Raw genomic sequence first — 18,998 nt, 5'->3', positions numbered from 1 at the left:
TCCGACTGCGCTTGGCGCGAGCGGCAATCACGCAGGCTCGGCTCCACCGGGCCGGTGCGGGTAGCGGCAGCGCCCGGGCATGACCGGCAAAGGCTCAATTGGCCCAGACGCTGTTGGGATCGCCGTTGCGGGCGCGGCGTTGGCTGGCCACGGCCAGGCGGGCGAAGCCGAAGGCCATGGCCAGTGCGATGGCATCGACCCAGAACAGCGGCCAGTGGCCGTGCGCGGCCGCGCGCCACAGCCAGTCGCCACTGAGCGCACCGTGCAGGATCGGCACCAGCGCGGTGCTGATCGCTGCGGCCCACAGCAGTTCGCGCGCGGCCTGCGCGGGGCGGCGCAGTGCAGCCCACAGCGCACAGGCTGCCCAGCTGCCGAAGCAGGCCCAGCGGATGCCGTGGTCGACCGCCGCCGGTGCCAGCCGCTCGAGCACCAGTGCGGTGACGAACGCGATCGAAATCGCCACGCACAGGCCGATGCACACGCCGACCGTGGCCCGCGCCATGTTCACCCCGGCACGCGGCTGCTGCGGCTGGCGGCGCTTGCGCCGCGACTCGATCCACAACAGGTTGCCGGAGTAGAACAGGAAGGCACCGCCGAGACCGAGCAGGAAGTACAGCCAGACCACTACGCCGTTGCCGAACTCGCCGAAGTGCAGCGCGTAGGCAGCGCTGAGCGTAGCGTGGTTGGCGTCGCGCTGGCCCGGCAGCTGCGAGGCCAGCAGGTTGCCGGTGGCCACGTCCAGTGCTACGGCACCAAGCGGGCCGAGCGTGCCGGTGGATTCGCCGGTGATCTCGATGGTGGCATTGGCGTCGCCGCCATTGGCCAGCTTCAGGTAGGCCGGCTCGAAATTGGCCACGCCCTGGGCGCGGGCAACTTCAAGCGCACGTGCATGCAGCACGCGCAGGCTGCCCGGCGGCGCCGGAATGCCACTGGCGTCGCGCACGGGCGCGGTGTCCATCGCGGTCGGCACCGCCTGCAGCACCTTGCCGTCGTAGATCAGCGGGTTGAGCAGTGCCATCTGCACGAACACCAGGCAGAGCAGGGCGCCGGTGACCGCGAACATCAGGTGGAAGGGCAGGCTGAGCACGCCGATCACGTTGTGCGCGTCCTGCCACAGCTGCTTCAGGTTGCGGCCCGGACGCAGCGCGAACAGATCACCGAACAGCTTCGGTAGATGGATCACCAGGCCGCTGAGCAGCGCCATGCCATACAGCAGGCTGACGATGCCCATCACGTAGATGCCGGCCACCGGCAGGCCGAGGCTGTAATGCAGTTCGTTGACCAGCTCGGCCAGCCCGGTCTGTGGGGGCGAGGTGCTGCCGGCGATCTGGCCCGGCCAGGCGTAACGCCAGCTGCCGTCATCGGCCTGCCAATAGGCCAGTGGCTGTGGATGCTCGGCGCCGGGGAAGGTCATGCCGACGTGGCGGCGGGCTTCCGGATGCGTGGCCAGCACGTCTTCCAGCAGGTACTGCGCGTCGTCCAGGCCCGCCGGCAACGCGGTGGCTGCGCCTGGGGTCTGCCACAGCGGCAGGTCGTGATGGAACAGGGTCAACGCGCCTGCGTAGAAGGCCACGAACAGGCCGAAGCCGGCGACCAGGCCGACCCAGGTGTGCAGGGTGGTGAACGTACGCAGGGTCTGCGAACTGAACTTCATGGCATGGGTCTCATTGCACCGCGCCGGTCAGGCGCAGCAGCATCAGCACGGCGAAGCCGGCCGCAGCGCTGCCGGCCAGGGCCACCCAGGCGCGCAGCGCGCTGCGGAAGCTGAACGACCACAGGGCGGCCAGCATCCACAGCGGGATGAACGTGATCAGGCTGGGCACCAGCGCGTTCTGCCAGGGGCCTGGCGGCAGCCAGGTGACAAGTCCGGTCGCGGCAGCGGCCAGGAAGAAGCCGGCCACGATGCCAGCGAAGGCGCGCGGCCACATCAGGGCGACTCCGTGCCCGGGCGATGCCAGGCGGCCAGCGCCGGCAGCAGCATCGCCGCCAGCATCCAGGTGCACAGCATTGCCACCAGGCCAGCGGCGAAGCCGAGCTCGGCTATCCACAGCCACAGCGAGGCAGCGGCAGCGACCAGGCCGATCTGGCGGCCAAGGCGGCCGGCGCGGCGCAGGCGCGGCCAGCGACAGTGAGGCGAGGCGGCATAGAAGGCCAGCGCCGAGAACATCGCCGCCAGCATGCCCAGGCTGCAGAAGCCGAGCGTGGAAAGGCCGACGGTGATCATCGCGGGCAGCCGGCGCGACGGCGGGCCGGCGAACGCGGGACACGGGCGGGGCCGGCGGGAGCCGGTCGGAGCGGGTGGCGCATCACGGGGTCCTGGGGGAAGCGGGGCAGGCTGGCACGGGGCGACCTGCGGCGACATGGTAATCATTGCAATTTCCCCCCGCCAGCGAGGCCCATTCAGCGGACCGTACGGTAGTCCTTGGGCTTTCCGCCGGGCTGGTTTAAGATCATTGCAGAACCCCGACTGGAACAAGGTGGCCCGCGCCCAGCGCCGGCCGAGCGTGCGACATGAGCACTACCACCGCCCACTGTTGACCTGCCCCCGAAGGCCCTGTGTTCCAGGCGCCCTCGCGGCGCTTTTTTATTGCCCGGGCGCAGCCCCGGGAACGCTTTCCAGCCCGCTCGGCGGGCCCCGCACGAAGCCACTGCGATGATCAACATTACTCTTCCCGACGGCAGCCGCCGCGAATTCGAAAATCCTGTCAGCGTCATGGACGTCGCCCAGTCAATCGGTGCCGGCCTGGCCAAGGCCACCATCGCCGGTTCGGTCGATGGCGTGCTGGTCGATGCCAGCGACGTCATCGACCACGATGCCAGCCTGCGCATCATCACCGCCAAGGACGAGGAGGGCGTGGAGATCATCCGCCACTCCTGCGCCCACCTGGTCGGCCACGCCGTCAAGCAGCTGTACCCGGACGTGAAGATGGTGATCGGCCCGGTCATTGCCGAGGGCTTCTACTACGACATCTACTCCGAGCGCCCGTTCACCCCGGACGACATGGCCGCGATCGAGAAGCGCATGGGCGAGCTGATCGCCCAGGACTACGACGTCATCAAGAAGGTGACGCCGCGCGCCGAAGTGATCGAGATCTTCAAGGCCCGTGGCGAGGACTACAAGCTGCGCCTGATCGAGGACATGTCCGACGACATCCAGGCGATGGGCATGTACTACCACCAGGAATACGTGGACATGTGCCGCGGCCCGCACGTGCCGAACACGCGCTTCCTGAAGGCCTTCAAGCTGACCCGCATTTCCGGCGCGTACTGGCGCGGCGACGCGCAGAACGAGCAGCTGCAGCGCATCTACGGCACCGCCTGGGCTGACAAGAAGCAGCTCGAGGCGTACATCAAGCGCATCGAAGAAGCTGAAATGCGCGATCACCGCCGCATCGGCAAGCAGCAGGACCTGTTCCACCTGCAGGAAGAGGCGCCGGGCCTGGTGTTCTGGCACCCCAAGGGCTGGGCACTGTGGCAGGTGGTCGAGCAGTACATGCGCAAGGTCTACCGCAGCAGCGGCTACGGCGAAGTGCGCTGCCCGCAGATCCTGGACGTGAGCCTGTGGAAGAAGTCCGGCCACTGGGACAACTACCAGGACAACATGTTCTTCACCGAGTCGGAGAAGCGCACCTACGCGGTCAAGCCGATGAACTGCCCGGGTCATGTGCAGGTGTTCAACCAGGGCCTGCACAGCTATCGCGACCTGCCGATCCGCTACGGTGAGTTCGGTTCCTGCCACCGCAACGAGCCGTCCGGCGCACTGCACGGCATCCTGCGCGTGCGCGGTTTCACCCAGGACGACGGCCATGTGTTCTGCACCGAGAGCCAGATCGAGTCGGAAGTGACCGCGTTCCACCAGCAGGCGCTGGCGGTCTACCAGCACTTCGGCTTCGACGAGATCCAGATCAAGATCGCGCTGCGTCCGGAATCGCGGCTCGGCGATGACGCCACCTGGGACAAGGCCGAAGGCGCGCTGCGCTCGGCGTTGTCCAGCTGCGGCGTGGAATGGCAGGAGCTGCCGGGCGAGGGTGCGTTCTACGGCCCAAAGATCGAGTACCACCTGAAGGACGCGATCGGCCGTACCTGGCAGCTGGGCACCATGCAGGTCGACTTCATGATGCCGGGCCGCCTCGGCGCCGAGTACGTGGACGAGAACAGCCAGAAGAAGCACCCGGTCATGCTGCACCGCGCCATCGTCGGCTCGATGGAGCGCTTCCTGGGCATCCTGATCGAGCACCATGCCGGCCAGTTCCCGGCCTGGCTGGCGCCGACCCAGGTGGTGGTGGCCAACATCACCGACGCCCAGGCCGACTACGTCTCGGGCGTGACCAAAACCCTTGCGGAGCAAGGCTTCCGCGTCAGCTCGGATTTGCGTAACGAGAAGATCGGCTATAAAATCCGCGAGCATACGTTGCAGCGCGTGCCCTACCTGCTGGTCATTGGTGACCGCGAGAAGGAAAATGGGGCTGTGGCGGTGCGTACGCGTTCTGGCGAAGACCTGGGCAGCATGAGCCTGCAGGCCTTCATCGAGCGGCTCCACGCCGAGGGCGCGTAAGCAAAGGTCCGGTCCGGGGGCACAGGCACCCGGACCGGTTCGATACCCTTGGGAGAACGTAATATCAGCACCCCTGACAACAAACAGAACCGCAAGAATCAGGAAATCCGTGTGCCGCGCGTCCGCGTGATCGGCAGTGACGGTGAAATGATCGGCGTGTTGTCGCGCGACGAAGCGCTGTCCATGGCCGAAGATGAAGGCCTGGACCTGGTCGAAATCCAGCCGCAGGCCGATCCGCCGGTCTGCAAGATCATGGACTTCGGCAAGTTCAAGTTCGAAGCGCAGAAGAAGGCCAGCGAGGCCAAGAAGAAGACCAAGCAGGTCGAGATCAAGGAAGTGAAGTTCCGTCCGGTCACGGACGAGGGCGACTACCAGATCAAGCTGCGCAAGATGCGCGGGTTCCTTGAAGATGGTGACAAGATCAAGGTCAACATCCGTTTCCGTGGCCGTGAAATGAGCCACCAGGAACTGGGTCGCGAAATGGCCAACCGGATCGAGACCGATCTGGGCGAGGACATCGTCATTGAATCCCGTCCGCGCCTGGAAGGGCGTCAGATGGTCATGATGATCGCGCCGAAGAAGAAGACCTGAGGCCTGACGGGCCGCCTTTCAGGGCGCCTGGCTGAATGGTTCAGGGTAAAGGGGCGCCGTTGGCGTCCCTTTGCTTTTGCAGGATGCCGGTGAACTGCCGGTAAAGGGTTGCAGGGGCTGGTGGCAGGGTGGTTTTGCCTGTATCATGCCCGGCTCGACCCACCCAGGACGGGTCGTACGCCGATCATGGCAGGATGGAAAGAGCGGCCCAGGCCGCCGCCAGATCAGTCAGAAACCAGGGTCATATCCCATCAAGGACATTGCAATGCCCAAGATCAAGACCAACCGGGCAGCGGCCAAGCGTTTCCGCAAGACCGCCTCGGGCAAGTACAAGTGCGGCCACGCCAACCGTAGCCACATCCTCACGAAGAAAGCGACCAAGCGTAAGCGTAATCTGCGTCAGACGGGCCATGTCCGTGCAGAAGACGCAGGCCGTCTGGACCGCATGCTCCCTTACCTCTGAGGAACTGAAAAATGGCACGAGTTAAGCGTGGCGTACAGGCGCGTCGCCGCCACAAGAAAATCCTGGATCTCGCCAAGGGCTATTACAATGCCCGTCGCAAGGTCTTCCGCGTCGCCAAGCAGGCGGTCATCAAGGCACAGCAGTACGCCTACATCGGCCGTAAGCAGAAGAAGCGCAACTTCCGTTCGCTGTGGATCACCCGTATCAATGCGGCTGCCCGCATCAACGGCCTGAGCTACAGCCGCTTCATGAACGGCCTGCTGAAGGCCGGCATCACTCTGGATCGCAAGGTCCTGGCTGACATCGCCGTGCACGACGCAGCCGGTTTTGCCGCGCTGGCCGAAAAGGCCAAGGGCGCGCTGGCGGCATAAGTCCTTCCCGATGCCGTAACCGTTCACTCGGAACGGTGTCAGGTCAAGGCAATGCATGGGGAAGGGCGCAAGTCCTTCCCCATTCTTTTTTGGGTCCCGGCGAGGCCACATCGGCAGCGCGGGGACGGCGGTGGCGACAGGGGTCGGCCCTTCGCGCATCGCGATGGCAGATCGACTGGAGTTCCGGCCCCCCATGAGCGACATCCAATCCCTCACCACCCAGGCGCTGGCCGACGTGGCCGCCGCACAGAGCCCCGACGTGCTGGAGCAGCTGCGCGTGGCCCTGCTTGGCAAGAGTGGCAGCATCACCTCGCAGCTCAAGCAGCTCGGCGCTCTGCCGGCCGACGAGCGCAAGGCCGCCGGTGAAGCGATCAACCAGGCCCGCGACGCGCTGACCCGCGCGCTGGGCGAGCGCAAGGCGCTGCTGGAGGACGCGGCACTGGATGCGCGCCTGGCCGCCGAAGCCATCGACATTACCCTGCCGGGCCGCAATGGCGACCGCGCCGGCCTGCACCCGATCACCCGCACCCTGGAGCGCATCACCGGCATCTTCGGCCGGCTGGGCTACGAGCTCTCTGAAGGGCCGGAGATCGAGGATGACTGGCACAACTTCGAGGCGCTGAATTTCCCGCCACATCACCCGGCGCGTGCCATGCACGACACCTTCTACTTCGGCGACGGCCGCCTGCTGCGCACGCACACCTCGGGCGTGCAGGTGCGCTACATGGGCGACCACGCGCCGCCGCTGCGCATGATCGCCGCCGGCAAGGTGTACCGCAGCGACAGCGACCAGACCCATTCGCCGATGTTCCACCAGGTGGAAGGCCTGCTGGTGGACGAGCATTCGACCTTCGCCGACCTGAAGGGCACGCTGGCCGAGTTCGTGCGTGCGTTCTTCGAGCGCGATTTCGAGATGCGCTTCCGTCCCAGCTACTTCCCGTTCGTTGAGCCGGGTGCGGAAGTGGACATCGCCTGGCAGCAGCCCGATGGCAGCACCCGCTGGCTGGAAGTGCTCGGCTGCGGCATGGTCCATCCCAACGTGCTGCGCAACGTCGGCATCGATCCGGAGCGCTACACCGGCTTCGCCTTCGGCATGGGCGTGGAGCGCTTCGCGATGCTGCGTTACGGCGTCAACGATCTGCGCGCGTTCTTCGAGAACGACGTGCGCTTCCTGAAGCAGTTCGCGTAAGCCGCAACCGTGCAGCGCCGAGCCCTGCTCGGCTGCCTTTCTGGATGGACGCCTCCTTGCGCATGCGCTGGGCGACCACAAAAAAACCGCAACGGGAGGCACGCCTCCCACCAGGGTGACACCATGAAATTCTCCGAAAACTGGCTGCGCAGCCACGTCCCGACCAGCGCTTCGCGCGATGAACTGAGTGCGGTGCTGACCGCCATCGGCCTGGAAGTGGAAGACGTGACCGCGCTGGGCGAGGGCCTCGATCACGTGGTCGTGGCGCGCATCGTCGAAGCGGTGCGCCATCCTGAAGCCGACCGCCTGCAGGTGTGCAATGTCGATGCCGGGCAGGGCGAGCTGCTGCAGATCGTCTGCGGTGCGCCGAACGCGCGCCCGGGCCTGGTCGCGCCGCTGGCCATGGTCGGTGCGCAGATCGGCGAGCTGAAGATCAAGCCGGCCAAGCTGCGCGGCGTCGAGTCCAACGGCATGCTGTGCTCGGCCAAGGAGCTGGGCGTGGACAACGATGCGTCCGGCCTGCTGGAACTGCCGGATGACGCCCCCGTCGGCCAGGCCCTGGTCGACTATCTGGGCCTGCCGGACGCCAGCATCGAGATCAAGCTGACCCCGAACCGCGCCGATTGTTTCAGTCTGCGCGGCATCGCCTACGACGTCGCCGCTGCGACCCGCAGCGAAGTGCTGGACTTCGCCGCCGACGCCATCCCGGCGGTCGGCAGCCGTGAGCTGAGCATCCAGCTCGACGCCGGCGCCGAAGCGCCGCGTTACCTGGGGCGTGTCATCGAAGGCGTCAACGCCGCTGCCAAGACGCCGTTGTGGATGGCCGAGCGCCTGCGCCGCAGTGGCGTGCGCCCGGTCTCGCTGCTGGTCGACATCACCCAGTACGTGATGCTCGAGCTCGGCCAGCCGATGCATGCCTACGACCTCGGCACCCTGCAGGGCAGCATCGCCGTGCGCCGCTCGCGCGCCGGTGAAAGCCTCAAGCTGCTGGATGGCCGTGATGCCGCGCTGGACGACAGCTTCCTGGTGGTTACCGACGCCGATCGCGCGGTCGGCCTGGCCGGCCTGATGGGGGGCTTCGATACCCGCGTCACCGACGCCACCACTGCCGTGTTCCTGGAGGCTGCGCATTTCGCGCCCGCCGCGATCATGGGCCGTGGCCGCAAGCTGGGCCTGCACACCGATGCCGGCCACCGCTTCGAGCGTGGTGTCGACCCGGCGCTGCCGCGCACCGCGATCGAGTACGCCACCCGCCTGGTGCTGGACCTGGCCGGGGGTACCCCGGCGCCGGTCACCGAGGCGGTGCGTGATGCCGATCTGCCGCAGCCGGCAACCATCGTGCTGCGCCGCGCCCGCATCACTCGCGTGCTCGGCATCACCATCGAAGACGCCGAAGTCGAGCGCATCCTGCGCGCGCTGGGCATGGAGGTGGTTGCCACCGCCGATGGCTGGCAGGTGGCCGCGCCAAGCCGCCGCTTCGACATCGCCATCGAAGAAGACCTGATCGAAGAGCTGGCCCGCATCCACGGTTACGAGCAGATCCCGACCACGCTGCCGGGCGGCGCCTCGCGGGTGGCGATGCCGAGCGAGACCCAACTGGACGCGCTGAGCGTGCGTCGCCAGTTGATTGCCCGTGACCAGCAGGAAACCGTCAATTTCGCTTTCGTCGACGATGCGCTGCTGACCCAGTGGCAGCTGCGCGACGGCCTGGTGCCGCTGGCCAATCCGCTGTCGGCCGAACTGGCCGTGATGCGCCCGTCGTTGCTGCCCGGCCTGGTCGCCACGCTGGGCCGTAACGCTGCCCGCCAGCTGGGTCGCGTGCGCCTGTTCGAGATCGGCCGCGTGTTCGCCCAGCAGGCCGGTGAAGGTCAACCTGCACCGCTGGAAACCCCGCGCGTGGCCGCTGCGGTCTGCGGTGACGCGCAGGCGGTGCAGTGGGGCCTGCCGGCCCGCAAGGTCGATTTCCATGACCTGAAGGGCGACCTGGAATCGCTGGCGGCCGCCAGTGGCGCGCAGCTGGAGTTCCGTCCGTCCGCCCGCGCCTACGGCCACCCGGCGCGTTCGGCCGAGGTGTTCCGCGATGGCGTGGCGATCGGCTGGATCGGCCAGGTCCACCCGCGCCTGGCCAAGGCGATGGAGATCGAAGCCGACGTCTATGCCTTCGAGCTGGACCTGGAGCCGCTGACCGCCCGCCGCCTGCCGCGTGCCGGCGAACTGTCGCGCTTCCCGGCGGTGCGCCGCGACCTGGCGTTCCTTGTGCCTGAACAGGTGGCCTGGACCGATCTGGCGGCCACCGTCCGCCAGGCCGCTGGCCCGCTGCTGCGCGACCTGAACCTGTTCGACCGCTATGTCGGCAAGGGCGTCGAGCCGGGATTCAAGAGTCTCGCTATGGGCTTGATTTTGCAGGACAAGTCGCGCACTCTGACGGACCGCGACGTGGATGCGGTGGTGGCCGAGGCGGTCACTGCCATCGAGCGTGAACACCACGCCCGGATCCGCGGCTGAGCGGGCAGCACTCGGGGGTAGCAGGCAATGGCATTGACCAAGGCGGAGATGGCGGAAAAGCTGTTCGACGAAGTCGGTCTGAACAAGCGGGAAGCCAAGGAATTCGTCGACGCGTTTTTCGATGTGCTGCGTGAAGCATTGGAACAGGGACGTCAGGTGAAGCTGTCGGGCTTCGGTAATTTCGATCTGCGGCGCAAGAACCAGCGCCCGGGTCGCAACCCCAAGACCGGCGAGGAAATTCCGATTTCCGCCCGTACGGTGGTCACCTTCCGTCCGGGCCAGAAGCTCAAGGAGAGGGTGGAAGCTTATGCTGGATCCGGGCAGTAACCGCGAACTACCGCCGATCCCGGCCAAGCGCTACTTCACCATCGGTGAGGTCAGCGAGCTGTGCGACGTCAAGCCGCACGTCCTGCGCTATTGGGAAACCGAGTTTCCCAGCCTTGAGCCGGCCAAGCGCCGAGGCAACCGCCGCTATTACCAGCGCCATGACGTGCTGATGGTGCGGCAGATCCGCAGCCTGCTGTACGAACAGGGCTACACCATCGGTGGTGCACGCCTGCGTCTGGACGGTCCCGATGCCCGCGAGGAATCGGCGCTGAGCAACCAGATCATCAAGCAGGTGCGCATGGAGCTGGAAGAAGTGCTGCAGTTGCTGCGTCGCTGATCCCATTTCCATCATAATCCGCTATACTTCACGGCCCGCCGCACTGGCGGGCACATCGCAGCATCAGTCGGGGCGTAGCGCAGCCTGGTAGCGCATCTGCCTGGGGGGCAGAGGGTCGTCGGTTCGAATCCGGCCGTCCCGACCACTGTGATGAATCAAGAAGCCTGCGCAGCGATGCGTGGGTTTTTTTGTGCGTGCGGCAGAGGCCGATCATGCACCCGCGAAGCGGTAGATCAGCTCCGGGTCGCCTTCGTCCAATCCGTGCACGATGCCGCTGTCGATGAATCCGGACGCAGCGAGCAGGCGCTGCATGCCGATGTTTGAGGCATTGGTCGAGGTGAACAGTTTGCGCCGGCCGTGCAGTGCGATGGCCTGGCGCAGCAGTGCGGTACCGATGCCCTGGCCGCGCTGTGCGTGCGCCACCATCAGCATTTCGACGAAGGATTCGCCGAAGAAGTGGTGATGAATGACCAGGTAGCCGACGGCCCTGCCGTTCTGCTCGGCAACCTGCACGCCGCCGCGTGCCAGCCAGTCGCCGATCTGCAGGGCCCGGCCTGGATCGTTGGCCGCCACGCTGTCGAGCGCAATCAAGGCATCGGCGTCCTGGATGCTGCCGTCACGCAGGTGTGCGGAGTGGGAAGTCCGGCTCATCGCGGGCGCAGCTGCAGCAACAAGCCGCCGCCCGACACAAAGCAGGCGAGCAGGACGGCGATCGACAGCGGCAGGTGGAATTCATCGCGACCGAACAGGGCAAACGCCAGATGGATCAGCGCCGTGCCAATACCGAGTGCGCCACAAACCAGCGCATGGCCGCGCGCCGACGATGTGCCCAGCAGGGTCTGGCGATACCCCCAAAGCACGAAGCCGATCGCAAGCAGGTTGAACAGCAGGAAGCCCTGGATGCCACCGGGCACATGGAACATGGCCCATTCCTGCCAGAACGCAGCGTCGATCTGATGCAGGATCAACGCCAACAGCGTCGCCAGATACCATCGTTCCATGTCGCGCTCCCTGCCATGTACAGGCCACAGTCTATCGGCTCTGTCCCGCACGCATGTCTATCCGCCGCAGCCAGCGCGTGCTCGGCAGTCAATACACACGGAACTCGGCACGGCAGCCGTCGCTGACCCAGATCCCGCGTCGGTCCCAGCCCCAGTTCTGGTCCTCGATGCAGGCCGTCACCGATTTCTGCTTGACAAGGCGCACCTCGTGGCGCACACGGATACGGCATTCCTTGTCCTTCTTTTCGTAGGACTCGCAGACCAGGCGTTCGCCGTCATCGTCGCGATCCCGGCCGCGCCCTGGCCAGCGTCCGCGCCCATATCCGTCGGCGACGAACTCGGCGCGGCAGCCGTCGGTCACCCACAACATTCGCCGGCTCTGGCCCCAGTTCTGGTCTTCCACGCAGCGGGTCACCGACAGCTGCCTGGCCAGGCGCATCGGGCCCTCGATGGGGCATTGCTCGGTCTTGTTGAACTGGGATTCGCAGCGCAGCGCTGGAATGTGGTCAGTGTCGTAGGCCTGGGCGGCCACGGTGCTGGTGGCCAGCAGCAGGGCGAGGGTGGAGGCGGCAAACGGAAGTTGCAGGCAATGGATCATGGAGAGCCTCGGTAGGGGAACGGGCCGCAAGAATGACCCAGCCCGGGGCCGTCGGAACGGATCGTTCCGGAAGTGGCTCAGTAGGGATTTAGTAGTACGCGCGGGCCCATGCAGAGGCTTACATCCCGTATCATCGCTGCACATCCGATCGCATCGGTTTACACCTTCTTACATGTCTTCCACGCCTGTCGGCGCAGCCTGTGGCTGCCGTCACTGGTGTGCGGGCGGCCTGTGGGGGAGGATGCGCGGACCACGACGACCACAGGGGGTTGCGTTGATCAGCAGTACCGTCATTCATCGCTCGGCCGACGCAGGCGGCGCCGAGGTGCGGGTCCTGGACACCACGTTCAAGGGCAAGCATGTGTTCATCGCCTGGGGCCTGCGCGGGCCGGAACTGGCCCGCAGCGCGGACCCGGCCGCCACCGTGGCCGCACGCAAGGCGCTGCACGCGGTTGCCGGCCATAGCGAAGGGCCACGCAGCCCGGAAGTGTTCATCGCCAACCAGTCGGCGGTGGCGATCACCGTCTATCGCCTGCTCACCGAAGCGCGCTCCGGCGATGCCATCTTCTTCCTGTGTGATTCGCAGGCGGTGGTCGACTGGCTGATCACCGCGCTGGAAGTGCAGGGCGCGGACTGATTCCGCGCCGTGTCGCAAGCAGGATCAGGCCAATGCCGCGTCGACCGCGGCCCGCGCATGCAGGGCAGTGGTATCGAACAACGGCACTGCACTGTCCTCCGGGCGTACCAGCAGCATGATCTCGGTGCAGCCGAGAATGATCGCTTCGGCGCCGCGTTCGACCAGGCGTGCGATCACGTCGGCGTAGACCTGTCGTGAGCGCTCGCGGACCACGCCGGCGATCAGTTCCTGGTAGATGATGTCGTGCACGCTGCGGCGATCTTCGGCCTCCGGAACCAGTACCTGCAGCCCGAAACGCTCCTGCAGCCGATCACGGTAGAACGCCTGCTCCATGGTGAAGGCAGTGCCGAGCAGGCCCACCTTGCGGATGCCGGCCTGGAGGATCGCTGCGGCGGTGGGGTCGGCGATATGCAGCAGCGGCAGTGGGCAGGCCGCCTCGATGCGGTCAGCCAGCTTGTGCATGGTGTTGGTGCAGACCAGCAGCAGATCGGCGCCACCGGCCTGCAGGCGCCGTGCGGCGTCAACCATGTGGTCGCCCAGTGCAGCCCAGTCGCCGTCATGCTGCAGCTGCTTGATGCCGGCGAAATCCACCGACCACAGCAGCAGTTGCGCCGAATGCGCGCCTCCCAGGCGCTGCCGTACGTCCTCGTTGATGAGACGGTAGTACTGGGCCGAGCTTTCCCAGCTCATGCCGCCGATCAGGCCAAGGGTCTTCATGCACAGCTCCATGCCAGGAGCCCTCATTGCAGCACAGCCGATACGGGAGTTGCACTACACATTAGCGACTGCTAATGTGTTGGCCATGATCGAGAACGCCCTGTTCAAGGCGCTGGCCGACCCCACCCGCCGCCATATCTTCGAAAAGCTGGCCGATGGCGGGCAGCATGCCAGTGCACTGCGCGAGGGCATGGCGATCAGCCAGTCCGCGATGTCCCAGCACCTGGCGGTGCTGCGCGATGCCGGGCTCGTGAGCGAACAGCGTCAAGGCCGCTTCGTCCACTACGAGGTCGATCCGCGCGGGCTGGCCCACATCGGCCGCTGGTTGCAGCGTTACCGGGCCTATTGGCCGGCGCGGATGTCCGCACTGCAGAACCTGCTGGAGGAGATGGACTGATGGACGATGTTCTGAACGAAGCGGTTCCCGCGTTGGTGATGGAGCAGCGGCTGCCAGCGCCACCGGAGCGGGTCTGGCGCGCACTGTTCGATCCGGCGCTGCGTGAGCGCTGGTTGCCTGCGGCCGATCTTGCCGATCCGCAGCCCTGCCTGTGCGAACAGGGGCGGGAGCTGGGTTTCCACCTGCGAGACGCGCATCCCCCACATCTGCACAGCCTGGTGTGTTTCCGGCTGCGCGCGGACGAGGGTGGAGGAACGGTGCTGACCATCGTGCATCGGCTCACCGACCTGCGCGCGCTGATGCCGCCGGCCTCCAACGACGACCATCGCACGGTGATGCGCGCGGCTTGAGCCGGCGCCTGGATCGAACACTACAGGGAGCAGGCACATGCGGGACAGAATGCAGCTGGTACCGATGGTGGTGGAACGCAGCGAGCGCGGCGAGCGCTCCTATGACATCTACTCGCGGCTCCTGCGTGAACGCATCATCTTCCTCAACGGCGAAGTCGATGACACCGTGTCGGCGCTGGTCTGCGCGCAGCTGTTGTTCCTGGAATCGGAAAACCCGGAAAAGCCGATCCATCTGTACATCAACTCACCGGGCGGGGTGATCTCCAGCGGCCTGGCGATGTACGACACGATGCAATACATCTCCGCTCCGGTGCATACCCTGTGCATGGGCACCGCGCGCTCGATGGGCTCGTTCCTGCTGATGGCCGGCGAACCTGGCCACCGCGCGGCGTTGGCCAACGCGAGCCTGCACGTGCACCAACCGCTGGGGGGCGTCCAGGGCCAGGCGTCCGACATCTTCATCCACGCCGAGGAGATGCAGCGCACAAAGCAGCGCATCACCCGGCTGTATGCGCAGCATTGCGGACGCAGTGTCGAGGAGGTCGAGCAGACCCTGGACCGCGATCGTTTCATGAGTGCTGAGCAGGCACGCGAATGGGGCCTGATCGACCAGGTACTGGCACGGCGCGACGCGCTCGTGGCCTGAGCCTGCCACTGTAACCACCACATCCATGCTGCGCTGTATGTGCCGCACCAGCCAGGCCGCCACTATGCTGGTGCGGTCTTCTGAAGTGGATGTCCGATATGGCCCTGCATACCTGGTGGTGGTTCCTCGCCACGGTGTTCGTTCTGTGTGGCACGCCGGGGCCGAACATGCTGCATATCCTTGGCCGCAGCGTCGGGCTCGGATTCCGCGGCAGCGTGCCGGCGATGGCTGGCTGCCTGTTGGCGATGCTGCTGGTGCTGGCGGCTTCCGCAGCCGGCCTGAGTGCGCTGCTGCATTCCTCGCCGATGCTGTTCGAGGTGCTGCGCTATCTGGGCGTGGCCTATCTGGCCTGGTTGGGCCTGAAGGCATGGCGTGACAGCACCCGGCCGGCGCCGCCGGTGGTGGTGGACGCAGCTCTGCCAATCGCGCCGGTGCTCGGCGCAGGAACAGTGTTCCGTGGCGGTCTCCTGGTGGGCTTGAGCAATCCCAAGCTGCTGCTGTTCGCGGCGGCGTTCCTGCCGCAGTTCGTGGACCCCTCGCGTGGCCAGGCATTGCAGTACAGCGTGCTGGTGGTCACCTTCGCTGGCTGCGAACTGTTCTGGTACGTGATGTATGCCGCCGGAGGCCATGGCCTGCGCCGTTGGCTGGCCAAGCCGTTTGCGCGACGCTGGTTCGAACGGCTGGTGGGGAGCGTGTTCCTGGCGTTCGCGGTTGCCCTGCTGCGTTTCCGTCCGCGCTGATTCACGCCGCGCACGCGGCCTGTTCACGACTGCCGCATCGGCCGCGGCCTAGCCTGACCATCCAGTACGCAGTCCCTGCGGGGAAAGGTTTGACATGATCAAGTGGGCCATCATCTTCGCCATCATCGGCGTCATTGCAGGCGTGCTCGGCTTCGGCGGCATTGCCGGTGCCGCCGTCGGCATCGCCAAGTTCCTGTTCTGGGCCGGCATCATCATCGCCGTGGTGCTGTTCCTGCTCGGCATGACCGTAGCGAAGAAGGTCAGCTAGCGCTGATCGCGCAGCAGCGTAGTCAGTGTGCGCTGCTGCGCGAGAACAGGTTGATCACCAGCACGCCGGCGCAGATCAGGCCGATGCCGATCAACGCCGGTGCATCCAGGCGCTGTTTGAACACGATCAGCCCGATCAGCGAGATCAGCACGATGCCGACGCCGGACCAGATGGCATAGGCGATGCCGGTCGGCACCGACTTCATGGTGACCGACAGCAGGTAGAAGCACAGCCCATAGCCGACCAGCGCGCCCAGCGTCGGCGCCAGCCGGGTCATGCCGTCGGACGCCTTCAGCAGGGACGTGGCAATCACTTCCAGCACGATGGCGGCGGCAAGGTAGAGGTAGGGATTCATTGCGGGCTCCAGCTCACTGCGGGTCGCACAGTTTCAGGGCCTGCTCGGCCATGGCCAGTGCATTGAGGCGTTCTTCTTCATCCAACGGACGACCGTAGGCGGTTGCCCAATAGCCGTCGGCCACGCAGCGCGCCGCATACAGGCGGGGATCGGAGGCCTCATCCGGGAATTCGGCCAGCATGCGTCGCAGCCATGCACCCCATTGGGCAAGCAGGGCAGGTTCGAGCATGTTGCCCAGGGTCAGGCCGATGTCGTTGGCCCGCTCCTGCTGCAGCAGGTGATCGAAGTTGGCGCGCACGTAGGCGCGGCTGAAGCAGGCGTAGCGCTCGCTGCCTTCCATCAGGCTGCGCACCTGCGCTTCGAAGTCGCCGATGAGCGTGGCGATGGCTTCATCGACCAGCACCTGCTTGCTGCTGAAATGGTGGAACAACGCGCCTTTGCTGACCCCGGCCGCGCGCGCGACATCCTGTACGGTCAGTGCCGCCAGTCCCTGCTGGCCGATCACTGTGATGGTGGCCCGCAGCAATGACTGGCGCACGCTGTCGGGCGCCTTGCGGCGCGAACGGGAAGGGGATGCGGACATGGGCGGGAAGAAACCGACTGGACGGTACGATTGTAGCGCAGGCCTGCCGCCGCGCCGTGGCTGCCGACCCGGGCCGGCAGCATGGATTCAACCGTCGATGCGTGCGAAGCGGGGCTGTGGGCCGTGCTCGCCGGGCACCTGTTCGATGAACATCGGGTAGGGGCGCACCCACAGGCCGCCTTCGCCATACAGGGCGCGGTACAGCACGAGCGGTTCCAGTGTCTCGCTGCTGCGGACGATGTCGATTACTTCGTACTCGCCGCCCTTGAAGTGGCGATATCGGCCACGGGCGAGGTCGGGCAGGGGACTCAACTCAGCCACGACGGAGCGTGCTCACTTGCGCGCCGGGCTGGCCGGCTTGGCGCAGTACGCATCGATTGTCTCGGCGGTGTTGGCCAGGCCCTGCGCCTGCGCCAGTTCCCACGGGCGTTCGCAGCGCTGGCTGTGCTCGCACCACTGGTAGCCGGCCGAACCAATGCAGCCATGCGCATCGCGATCACCCCCCACCACGGGCGTGGCCGTCGACGTCGCGTTGGCATCGGCACGTGCGGTCGCCGCCTTGTCCGGGCTGGCACAGGCGGACAGCACCAGCAGGGCGGGAATCTGAAGTAGCGCTTTCATCGGGCGGGCTCCGTGCCTAAAAGCGACAGTTTGTGTCGCAAATACCCTAGCGGCAAGCGCTCAATGCACGGCGGCGCGGACCAGTTCTTCGATCAGGATCAGATAGCTGGCCATGAAATAGAACTTCAGCAACGTCCAGCGCTGCTGTGAGAAGAAGGTGCGCATGTGGAAGGGGCCCCTGTTGATGACGGTAGTGTGAAGCCAGGCAGACTCCGTGACAAGGATCACGGAATGAACGGGCTAAACGGACTCAGGGATGTGAGGGAGCGGACACCCGACCCGGCGGCGCGGCATTTTCGTACAAATCTGATGGGCCAACCCGGAGGCGGTCGCTAGCCTGATGGTGTACCGGCAAGCGGCCCGTCTGCCTGCCATTGCACCCTTCCATCCGCAGGAGCCTCCTGATGATCATCACCGTCCAATGCAACGCCCAGCGCTGGTGCGTGCTGCATCCGCAGGCGGGCGACGCCGCCGGCTATGCCCGCGGTGCCGACGCCTTTGACGCCGCCGCCGCGCTCGCCCTGGAGCATCACCGCCGCACTGGCCAGCGCAGCACGGTGCGGGTCGAGGCGCTTGGCAACACGGTAGACGCGCTCCACGTCGGAGAGTGACGCCACCGGCCGTGGTGCAGTCAGCCACGGTTGCGTTGTTTGAATGGCGAAAAACTGCCGTTGCGCCCCCCCTCTGTGCGCCGGGCCGTGAATCCCGGATGCTTGCGCCATCGTATTCATCTGGAGATCTCGATGGGCAAGGCACTCACCTGGCGCACCCTGGCCTGCACCCTGTTGCCGATGCTGGCGGCTGCCGGTGGCGCTCAGGCGCAGAGCTATGGCTACGGCTATGACGACGACCGCTATGGTGGCCGCGATGGCAATGGCATCGTGCGCTGCGAGTCGATCAAGAACCGCAGCAATGAGTGCCGCCTGGACGGACGCGCGCGGTTGATCCGCCAGCTGTCCGGTTCGCCCTGTGTGGAGGGCGAAACCTGGGGCCAGTCGCGCAATGGCGTCTGGGTCACGCAGGGGTGCCGTGCCGAATTCGTGGGTGAGTACCGCCGCGGTGGCGGCTGGGGCGGCAATGGCGGCGGCTGGGGGAATGGCAATGGGTGGGGCGGCGGCGATGTCGTCACCTGCCATTCCAATGGTCATCGCCAGGAGTACTGCGATGCCCGTATCCGCCGAGGTGTACGCCTGATCCGCCAGGACTCGCGCAGCGCCTGCATCGAAGGCCAGAGCTGGGGCTGGAATCGCCGTGGCATCTGGGTCAGTGATGGCTGCCGGGCGCAGTTCCAGGTGAACTGAGCTTTTCGGGTTCAGCCCGTGAAAATCAGAATAATCTGATACAGCTCACATTTTGAACGCCGTATTGTCTGCGAACAGGGTGCCTTGCGTGCCCTGACTCCCGGCGATGTCGCGTGCCCCAGTCGGCATGGGCATCGCACCGTCATCGATACGCTGCCTCAAGGAGTGAGCTGCATGTTGATCCGCCTGCAATGCGAACAGCGCCAGTGGCGCGTGCTGCATCCGGACAGGCCGGAGCCGATCGAGTTCCGCGATGGCGCCCGTGCCTATGACTTCGCCGAGACCCTGGCCCGCCTGCACTTTGTCGACACCGGTCAGCGTGCGGCCGTGCGCGTGGAAGCCAGCGGCGCATTCGTCGAAGCGGTCAGTTACGGCTGAGCGCGGGTGCCTGCCGAGGCACGCCGCCAGGATTCCGCCATCCACGCATGGCGGGGATCTACCCGCTT

28 protein-coding genes and 1 tRNA gene are annotated in these 18,998 nt (G+C 66.1%); 18 read left to right on the top strand and 11 right to left on the bottom strand.

Annotated features, from left to right (window positions below):
- Window positions 1-94 precede the first annotated feature (94 nt).
- From V3B30_RS09045 to V3B30_RS09035, 3 genes are read right to left on the bottom strand one after another with little or no spacing between them, the layout of a single operon-like run.
- A complete protein-coding gene (locus tag V3B30_RS09045; RefSeq protein WP_262082775.1) occupies window positions 95-1,654 on the bottom strand; it encodes a PepSY-associated TM helix domain-containing protein in 1,560 nt (519 codons plus the stop codon).
- A gap of 10 nt (window positions 1,655-1,664) precedes the next feature.
- Window positions 1,665-1,928: a hypothetical protein gene (locus tag V3B30_RS09040; protein ID WP_100473455.1), complete on the bottom strand. Its 264-nt coding sequence runs from the start codon at window positions 1,926-1,928 to the stop codon at window positions 1,665-1,667.
- Window positions 1,928-2,224, bottom strand: coding sequence for a hypothetical protein (locus V3B30_RS09035; RefSeq protein ID WP_262082774.1), 297 nt, complete (start codon window positions 2,222-2,224; stop codon window positions 1,928-1,930). Before V3B30_RS09035 ends, V3B30_RS09040 begins: the two co-directional genes overlap by 1 nt.
- Window positions 2,225-2,653: 429 nt before the next feature.
- Between V3B30_RS09035 and thrS the strand changes: the two genes are divergently transcribed.
- The 9 genes from thrS to V3B30_RS08990 all read left to right on the top strand — a co-directional run bounded on the left by thrS (window position 2,654) and on the right by V3B30_RS08990 (window position 10,483).
- A complete protein-coding gene (thrS, locus tag V3B30_RS09030; RefSeq protein WP_100473453.1) occupies window positions 2,654-4,555 on the top strand; it encodes a threonine--tRNA ligase in 1,902 nt (633 codons plus the stop codon).
- A 63-nt stretch (window positions 4,556-4,618) separates the two neighbouring features.
- Window positions 4,619-5,146, top strand: a complete 528-nt coding sequence (gene infC / locus V3B30_RS09025) for a translation initiation factor IF-3 (RefSeq protein WP_074725076.1) — start codon at window positions 4,619-4,621, stop codon at window positions 5,144-5,146.
- Window positions 5,147-5,411: 265 nt separating this feature from the next.
- Complete coding sequence (gene rpmI, locus V3B30_RS09020) at window positions 5,412-5,609, top strand: 50S ribosomal protein L35 (protein ID WP_005410436.1); 198 nt, start codon at window positions 5,412-5,414, stop codon at window positions 5,607-5,609.
- 11 nt (window positions 5,610-5,620) lie between these two features.
- Window positions 5,621-5,980, top strand: a complete 360-nt coding sequence (rplT, locus tag V3B30_RS09015) for a 50S ribosomal protein L20 (protein WP_005410435.1) — start codon at window positions 5,621-5,623, stop codon at window positions 5,978-5,980.
- A 193-nt stretch (window positions 5,981-6,173) separates the two neighbouring features.
- The gene (locus V3B30_RS09010; RefSeq protein ID WP_005417865.1) at window positions 6,174-7,169 is read left to right on the top strand and encodes a phenylalanine--tRNA ligase subunit alpha; all 996 of its coding nucleotides are present in this window, start codon (window positions 6,174-6,176) and stop codon (window positions 7,167-7,169) included.
- 123 nt (window positions 7,170-7,292) lie between these two features.
- Window positions 7,293-9,674, top strand: a complete 2,382-nt coding sequence (gene pheT, locus V3B30_RS09005; protein WP_262082773.1) for a phenylalanine--tRNA ligase subunit beta — start codon at window positions 7,293-7,295, stop codon at window positions 9,672-9,674.
- Between the two features lie 27 nt (window positions 9,675-9,701).
- The gene (locus V3B30_RS09000; protein WP_005410432.1) at window positions 9,702-10,001 is read left to right on the top strand and encodes an integration host factor subunit alpha; all 300 of its coding nucleotides are present in this window, start codon (window positions 9,702-9,704) and stop codon (window positions 9,999-10,001) included.
- Window positions 9,982-10,338 carry a MerR family transcriptional regulator gene (locus V3B30_RS08995; protein ID WP_005410431.1) on the top strand — a complete coding sequence of 119 codons (357 nt, stop codon included), beginning with the start codon at window positions 9,982-9,984 and terminating at the stop codon, window positions 10,336-10,338. Before V3B30_RS09000 ends, V3B30_RS08995 begins: the two co-directional genes overlap by 20 nt.
- 68 nt (window positions 10,339-10,406) lie before the next feature.
- Window positions 10,407-10,483: transfer RNA gene (locus V3B30_RS08990), tRNA-Pro, on the top strand.
- Window positions 10,484-10,548: 65 nt separating this feature from the next.
- Here V3B30_RS08990 and V3B30_RS08985 read toward each other — a convergent pair.
- From V3B30_RS08985 to V3B30_RS08975, 3 genes are all read right to left on the bottom strand, one after another.
- Entirely contained in the window at window positions 10,549-10,989 is a 441-nt protein-coding gene (locus V3B30_RS08985) for a GNAT family N-acetyltransferase (protein WP_100473451.1), read from the bottom strand.
- A complete protein-coding gene (locus V3B30_RS08980) occupies window positions 10,986-11,339 on the bottom strand; it encodes a DUF6713 family protein (RefSeq protein WP_100435045.1) in 354 nt (117 codons plus the stop codon). Before V3B30_RS08980 ends, V3B30_RS08985 begins: the two co-directional genes overlap by 4 nt.
- 88 nt (window positions 11,340-11,427) lie before the next feature.
- Window positions 11,428-11,937, bottom strand: coding sequence for a DUF3011 domain-containing protein (locus V3B30_RS08975; protein WP_262082772.1), 510 nt, complete (start codon window positions 11,935-11,937; stop codon window positions 11,428-11,430).
- Between the two features lie 241 nt (window positions 11,938-12,178).
- Here V3B30_RS08975 and V3B30_RS08970 point away from each other — a divergent pair, with 241 nt between their 5' ends.
- Complete coding sequence (locus V3B30_RS08970; RefSeq protein WP_315973620.1) at window positions 12,179-12,574, top strand: hypothetical protein; 396 nt, start codon at window positions 12,179-12,181, stop codon at window positions 12,572-12,574.
- Between the two features lie 24 nt (window positions 12,575-12,598).
- Here the strand turns inward: V3B30_RS08970 and V3B30_RS08965 are convergent, their stop codons facing one another.
- Window positions 12,599-13,291 (bottom strand): aspartate/glutamate racemase family protein, encoded by a 693-nt coding sequence (locus V3B30_RS08965; RefSeq protein ID WP_262082770.1) that lies wholly within the window; start codon window positions 13,289-13,291, stop codon window positions 12,599-12,601.
- 85 nt (window positions 13,292-13,376) lie between these two features.
- On the opposite strand from V3B30_RS08965, the gene V3B30_RS08960 reads away from it, so the two are divergent.
- The 5 genes from V3B30_RS08960 (at window position 13,377) to V3B30_RS08940 (ending at window position 15,692) form a co-directional block, all read left to right on the top strand.
- Complete coding sequence (locus V3B30_RS08960) at window positions 13,377-13,688, top strand: metalloregulator ArsR/SmtB family transcription factor (protein WP_100473449.1); 312 nt, start codon at window positions 13,377-13,379, stop codon at window positions 13,686-13,688.
- A complete protein-coding gene (locus tag V3B30_RS08955; RefSeq protein WP_087923174.1) occupies window positions 13,688-14,038 on the top strand; it encodes a polyketide cyclase in 351 nt (116 codons plus the stop codon). The genes V3B30_RS08960 and V3B30_RS08955 overlap by 1 nt, the downstream gene beginning before the upstream one ends.
- Before the next feature lie 37 nt (window positions 14,039-14,075).
- Window positions 14,076-14,684: an ATP-dependent Clp protease proteolytic subunit gene (locus V3B30_RS08950; protein WP_087923173.1), complete on the top strand. Its 609-nt coding sequence runs from the start codon at window positions 14,076-14,078 to the stop codon at window positions 14,682-14,684.
- A gap of 98 nt (window positions 14,685-14,782) precedes the next feature.
- Entirely contained in the window at window positions 14,783-15,424 is a 642-nt protein-coding gene (locus V3B30_RS08945) for a LysE family translocator (protein ID WP_262082769.1), read from the top strand.
- A gap of 94 nt (window positions 15,425-15,518) precedes the next feature.
- A complete protein-coding gene (locus V3B30_RS08940; RefSeq protein WP_006380555.1) occupies window positions 15,519-15,692 on the top strand; it encodes a DUF1328 domain-containing protein in 174 nt (57 codons plus the stop codon).
- A gap of 22 nt (window positions 15,693-15,714) precedes the next feature.
- Here the strand turns inward: V3B30_RS08940 and V3B30_RS08935 are convergent, their stop codons facing one another.
- From V3B30_RS08935 to V3B30_RS08920, 4 genes are all read right to left on the bottom strand, one after another.
- Entirely contained in the window at window positions 15,715-16,047 is a 333-nt protein-coding gene (locus V3B30_RS08935) for an SMR family transporter (protein ID WP_100473447.1), read from the bottom strand.
- A 13-nt stretch (window positions 16,048-16,060) separates the two neighbouring features.
- On the bottom strand, window positions 16,061-16,630 hold the full coding sequence (locus V3B30_RS08930) for a TetR/AcrR family transcriptional regulator (protein ID WP_262082768.1): 570 nt from the start codon (window positions 16,628-16,630) through the stop codon (window positions 16,061-16,063).
- Between the two features lie 87 nt (window positions 16,631-16,717).
- On the bottom strand, window positions 16,718-16,951 hold the full coding sequence (locus V3B30_RS08925) for a DUF1653 domain-containing protein (protein WP_262082767.1): 234 nt from the start codon (window positions 16,949-16,951) through the stop codon (window positions 16,718-16,720).
- Window positions 16,952-16,963: 12 nt separating this feature from the next.
- Window positions 16,964-17,251 (bottom strand): hypothetical protein, encoded by a 288-nt coding sequence (locus tag V3B30_RS08920; RefSeq protein ID WP_262082766.1) that lies wholly within the window; start codon window positions 17,249-17,251, stop codon window positions 16,964-16,966.
- Window positions 17,252-17,655: 404 nt separating this feature from the next.
- Here V3B30_RS08920 and V3B30_RS08915 point away from each other — a divergent pair, with 404 nt between their 5' ends.
- The 3 genes from V3B30_RS08915 (at window position 17,656) to V3B30_RS08905 (ending at window position 18,930) form a co-directional block, all read left to right on the top strand.
- On the top strand, window positions 17,656-17,862 hold the full coding sequence (locus V3B30_RS08915) for a hypothetical protein (protein WP_262082765.1): 207 nt from the start codon (window positions 17,656-17,658) through the stop codon (window positions 17,860-17,862).
- 132 nt (window positions 17,863-17,994) lie between these two features.
- The gene (locus V3B30_RS08910) at window positions 17,995-18,552 is read left to right on the top strand and encodes a DUF3011 domain-containing protein (RefSeq protein WP_100473435.1); all 558 of its coding nucleotides are present in this window, start codon (window positions 17,995-17,997) and stop codon (window positions 18,550-18,552) included.
- Window positions 18,553-18,726: 174 nt separating this feature from the next.
- Window positions 18,727-18,930, top strand: coding sequence for a hypothetical protein (locus V3B30_RS08905; protein ID WP_005417823.1), 204 nt, complete (start codon window positions 18,727-18,729; stop codon window positions 18,928-18,930).
- The last annotated feature ends 68 nt before the right edge of the window (window positions 18,931-18,998 follow it).

This window comes from Stenotrophomonas sp. SMYL41 (genome assembly GCF_036319965.1).
Lineage (GTDB): Bacteria > Pseudomonadota > Gammaproteobacteria > Xanthomonadales > Xanthomonadaceae > Stenotrophomonas > Stenotrophomonas maltophilia_R.
This window is presented reverse-complemented; position numbering and strand designations above follow the sequence as displayed.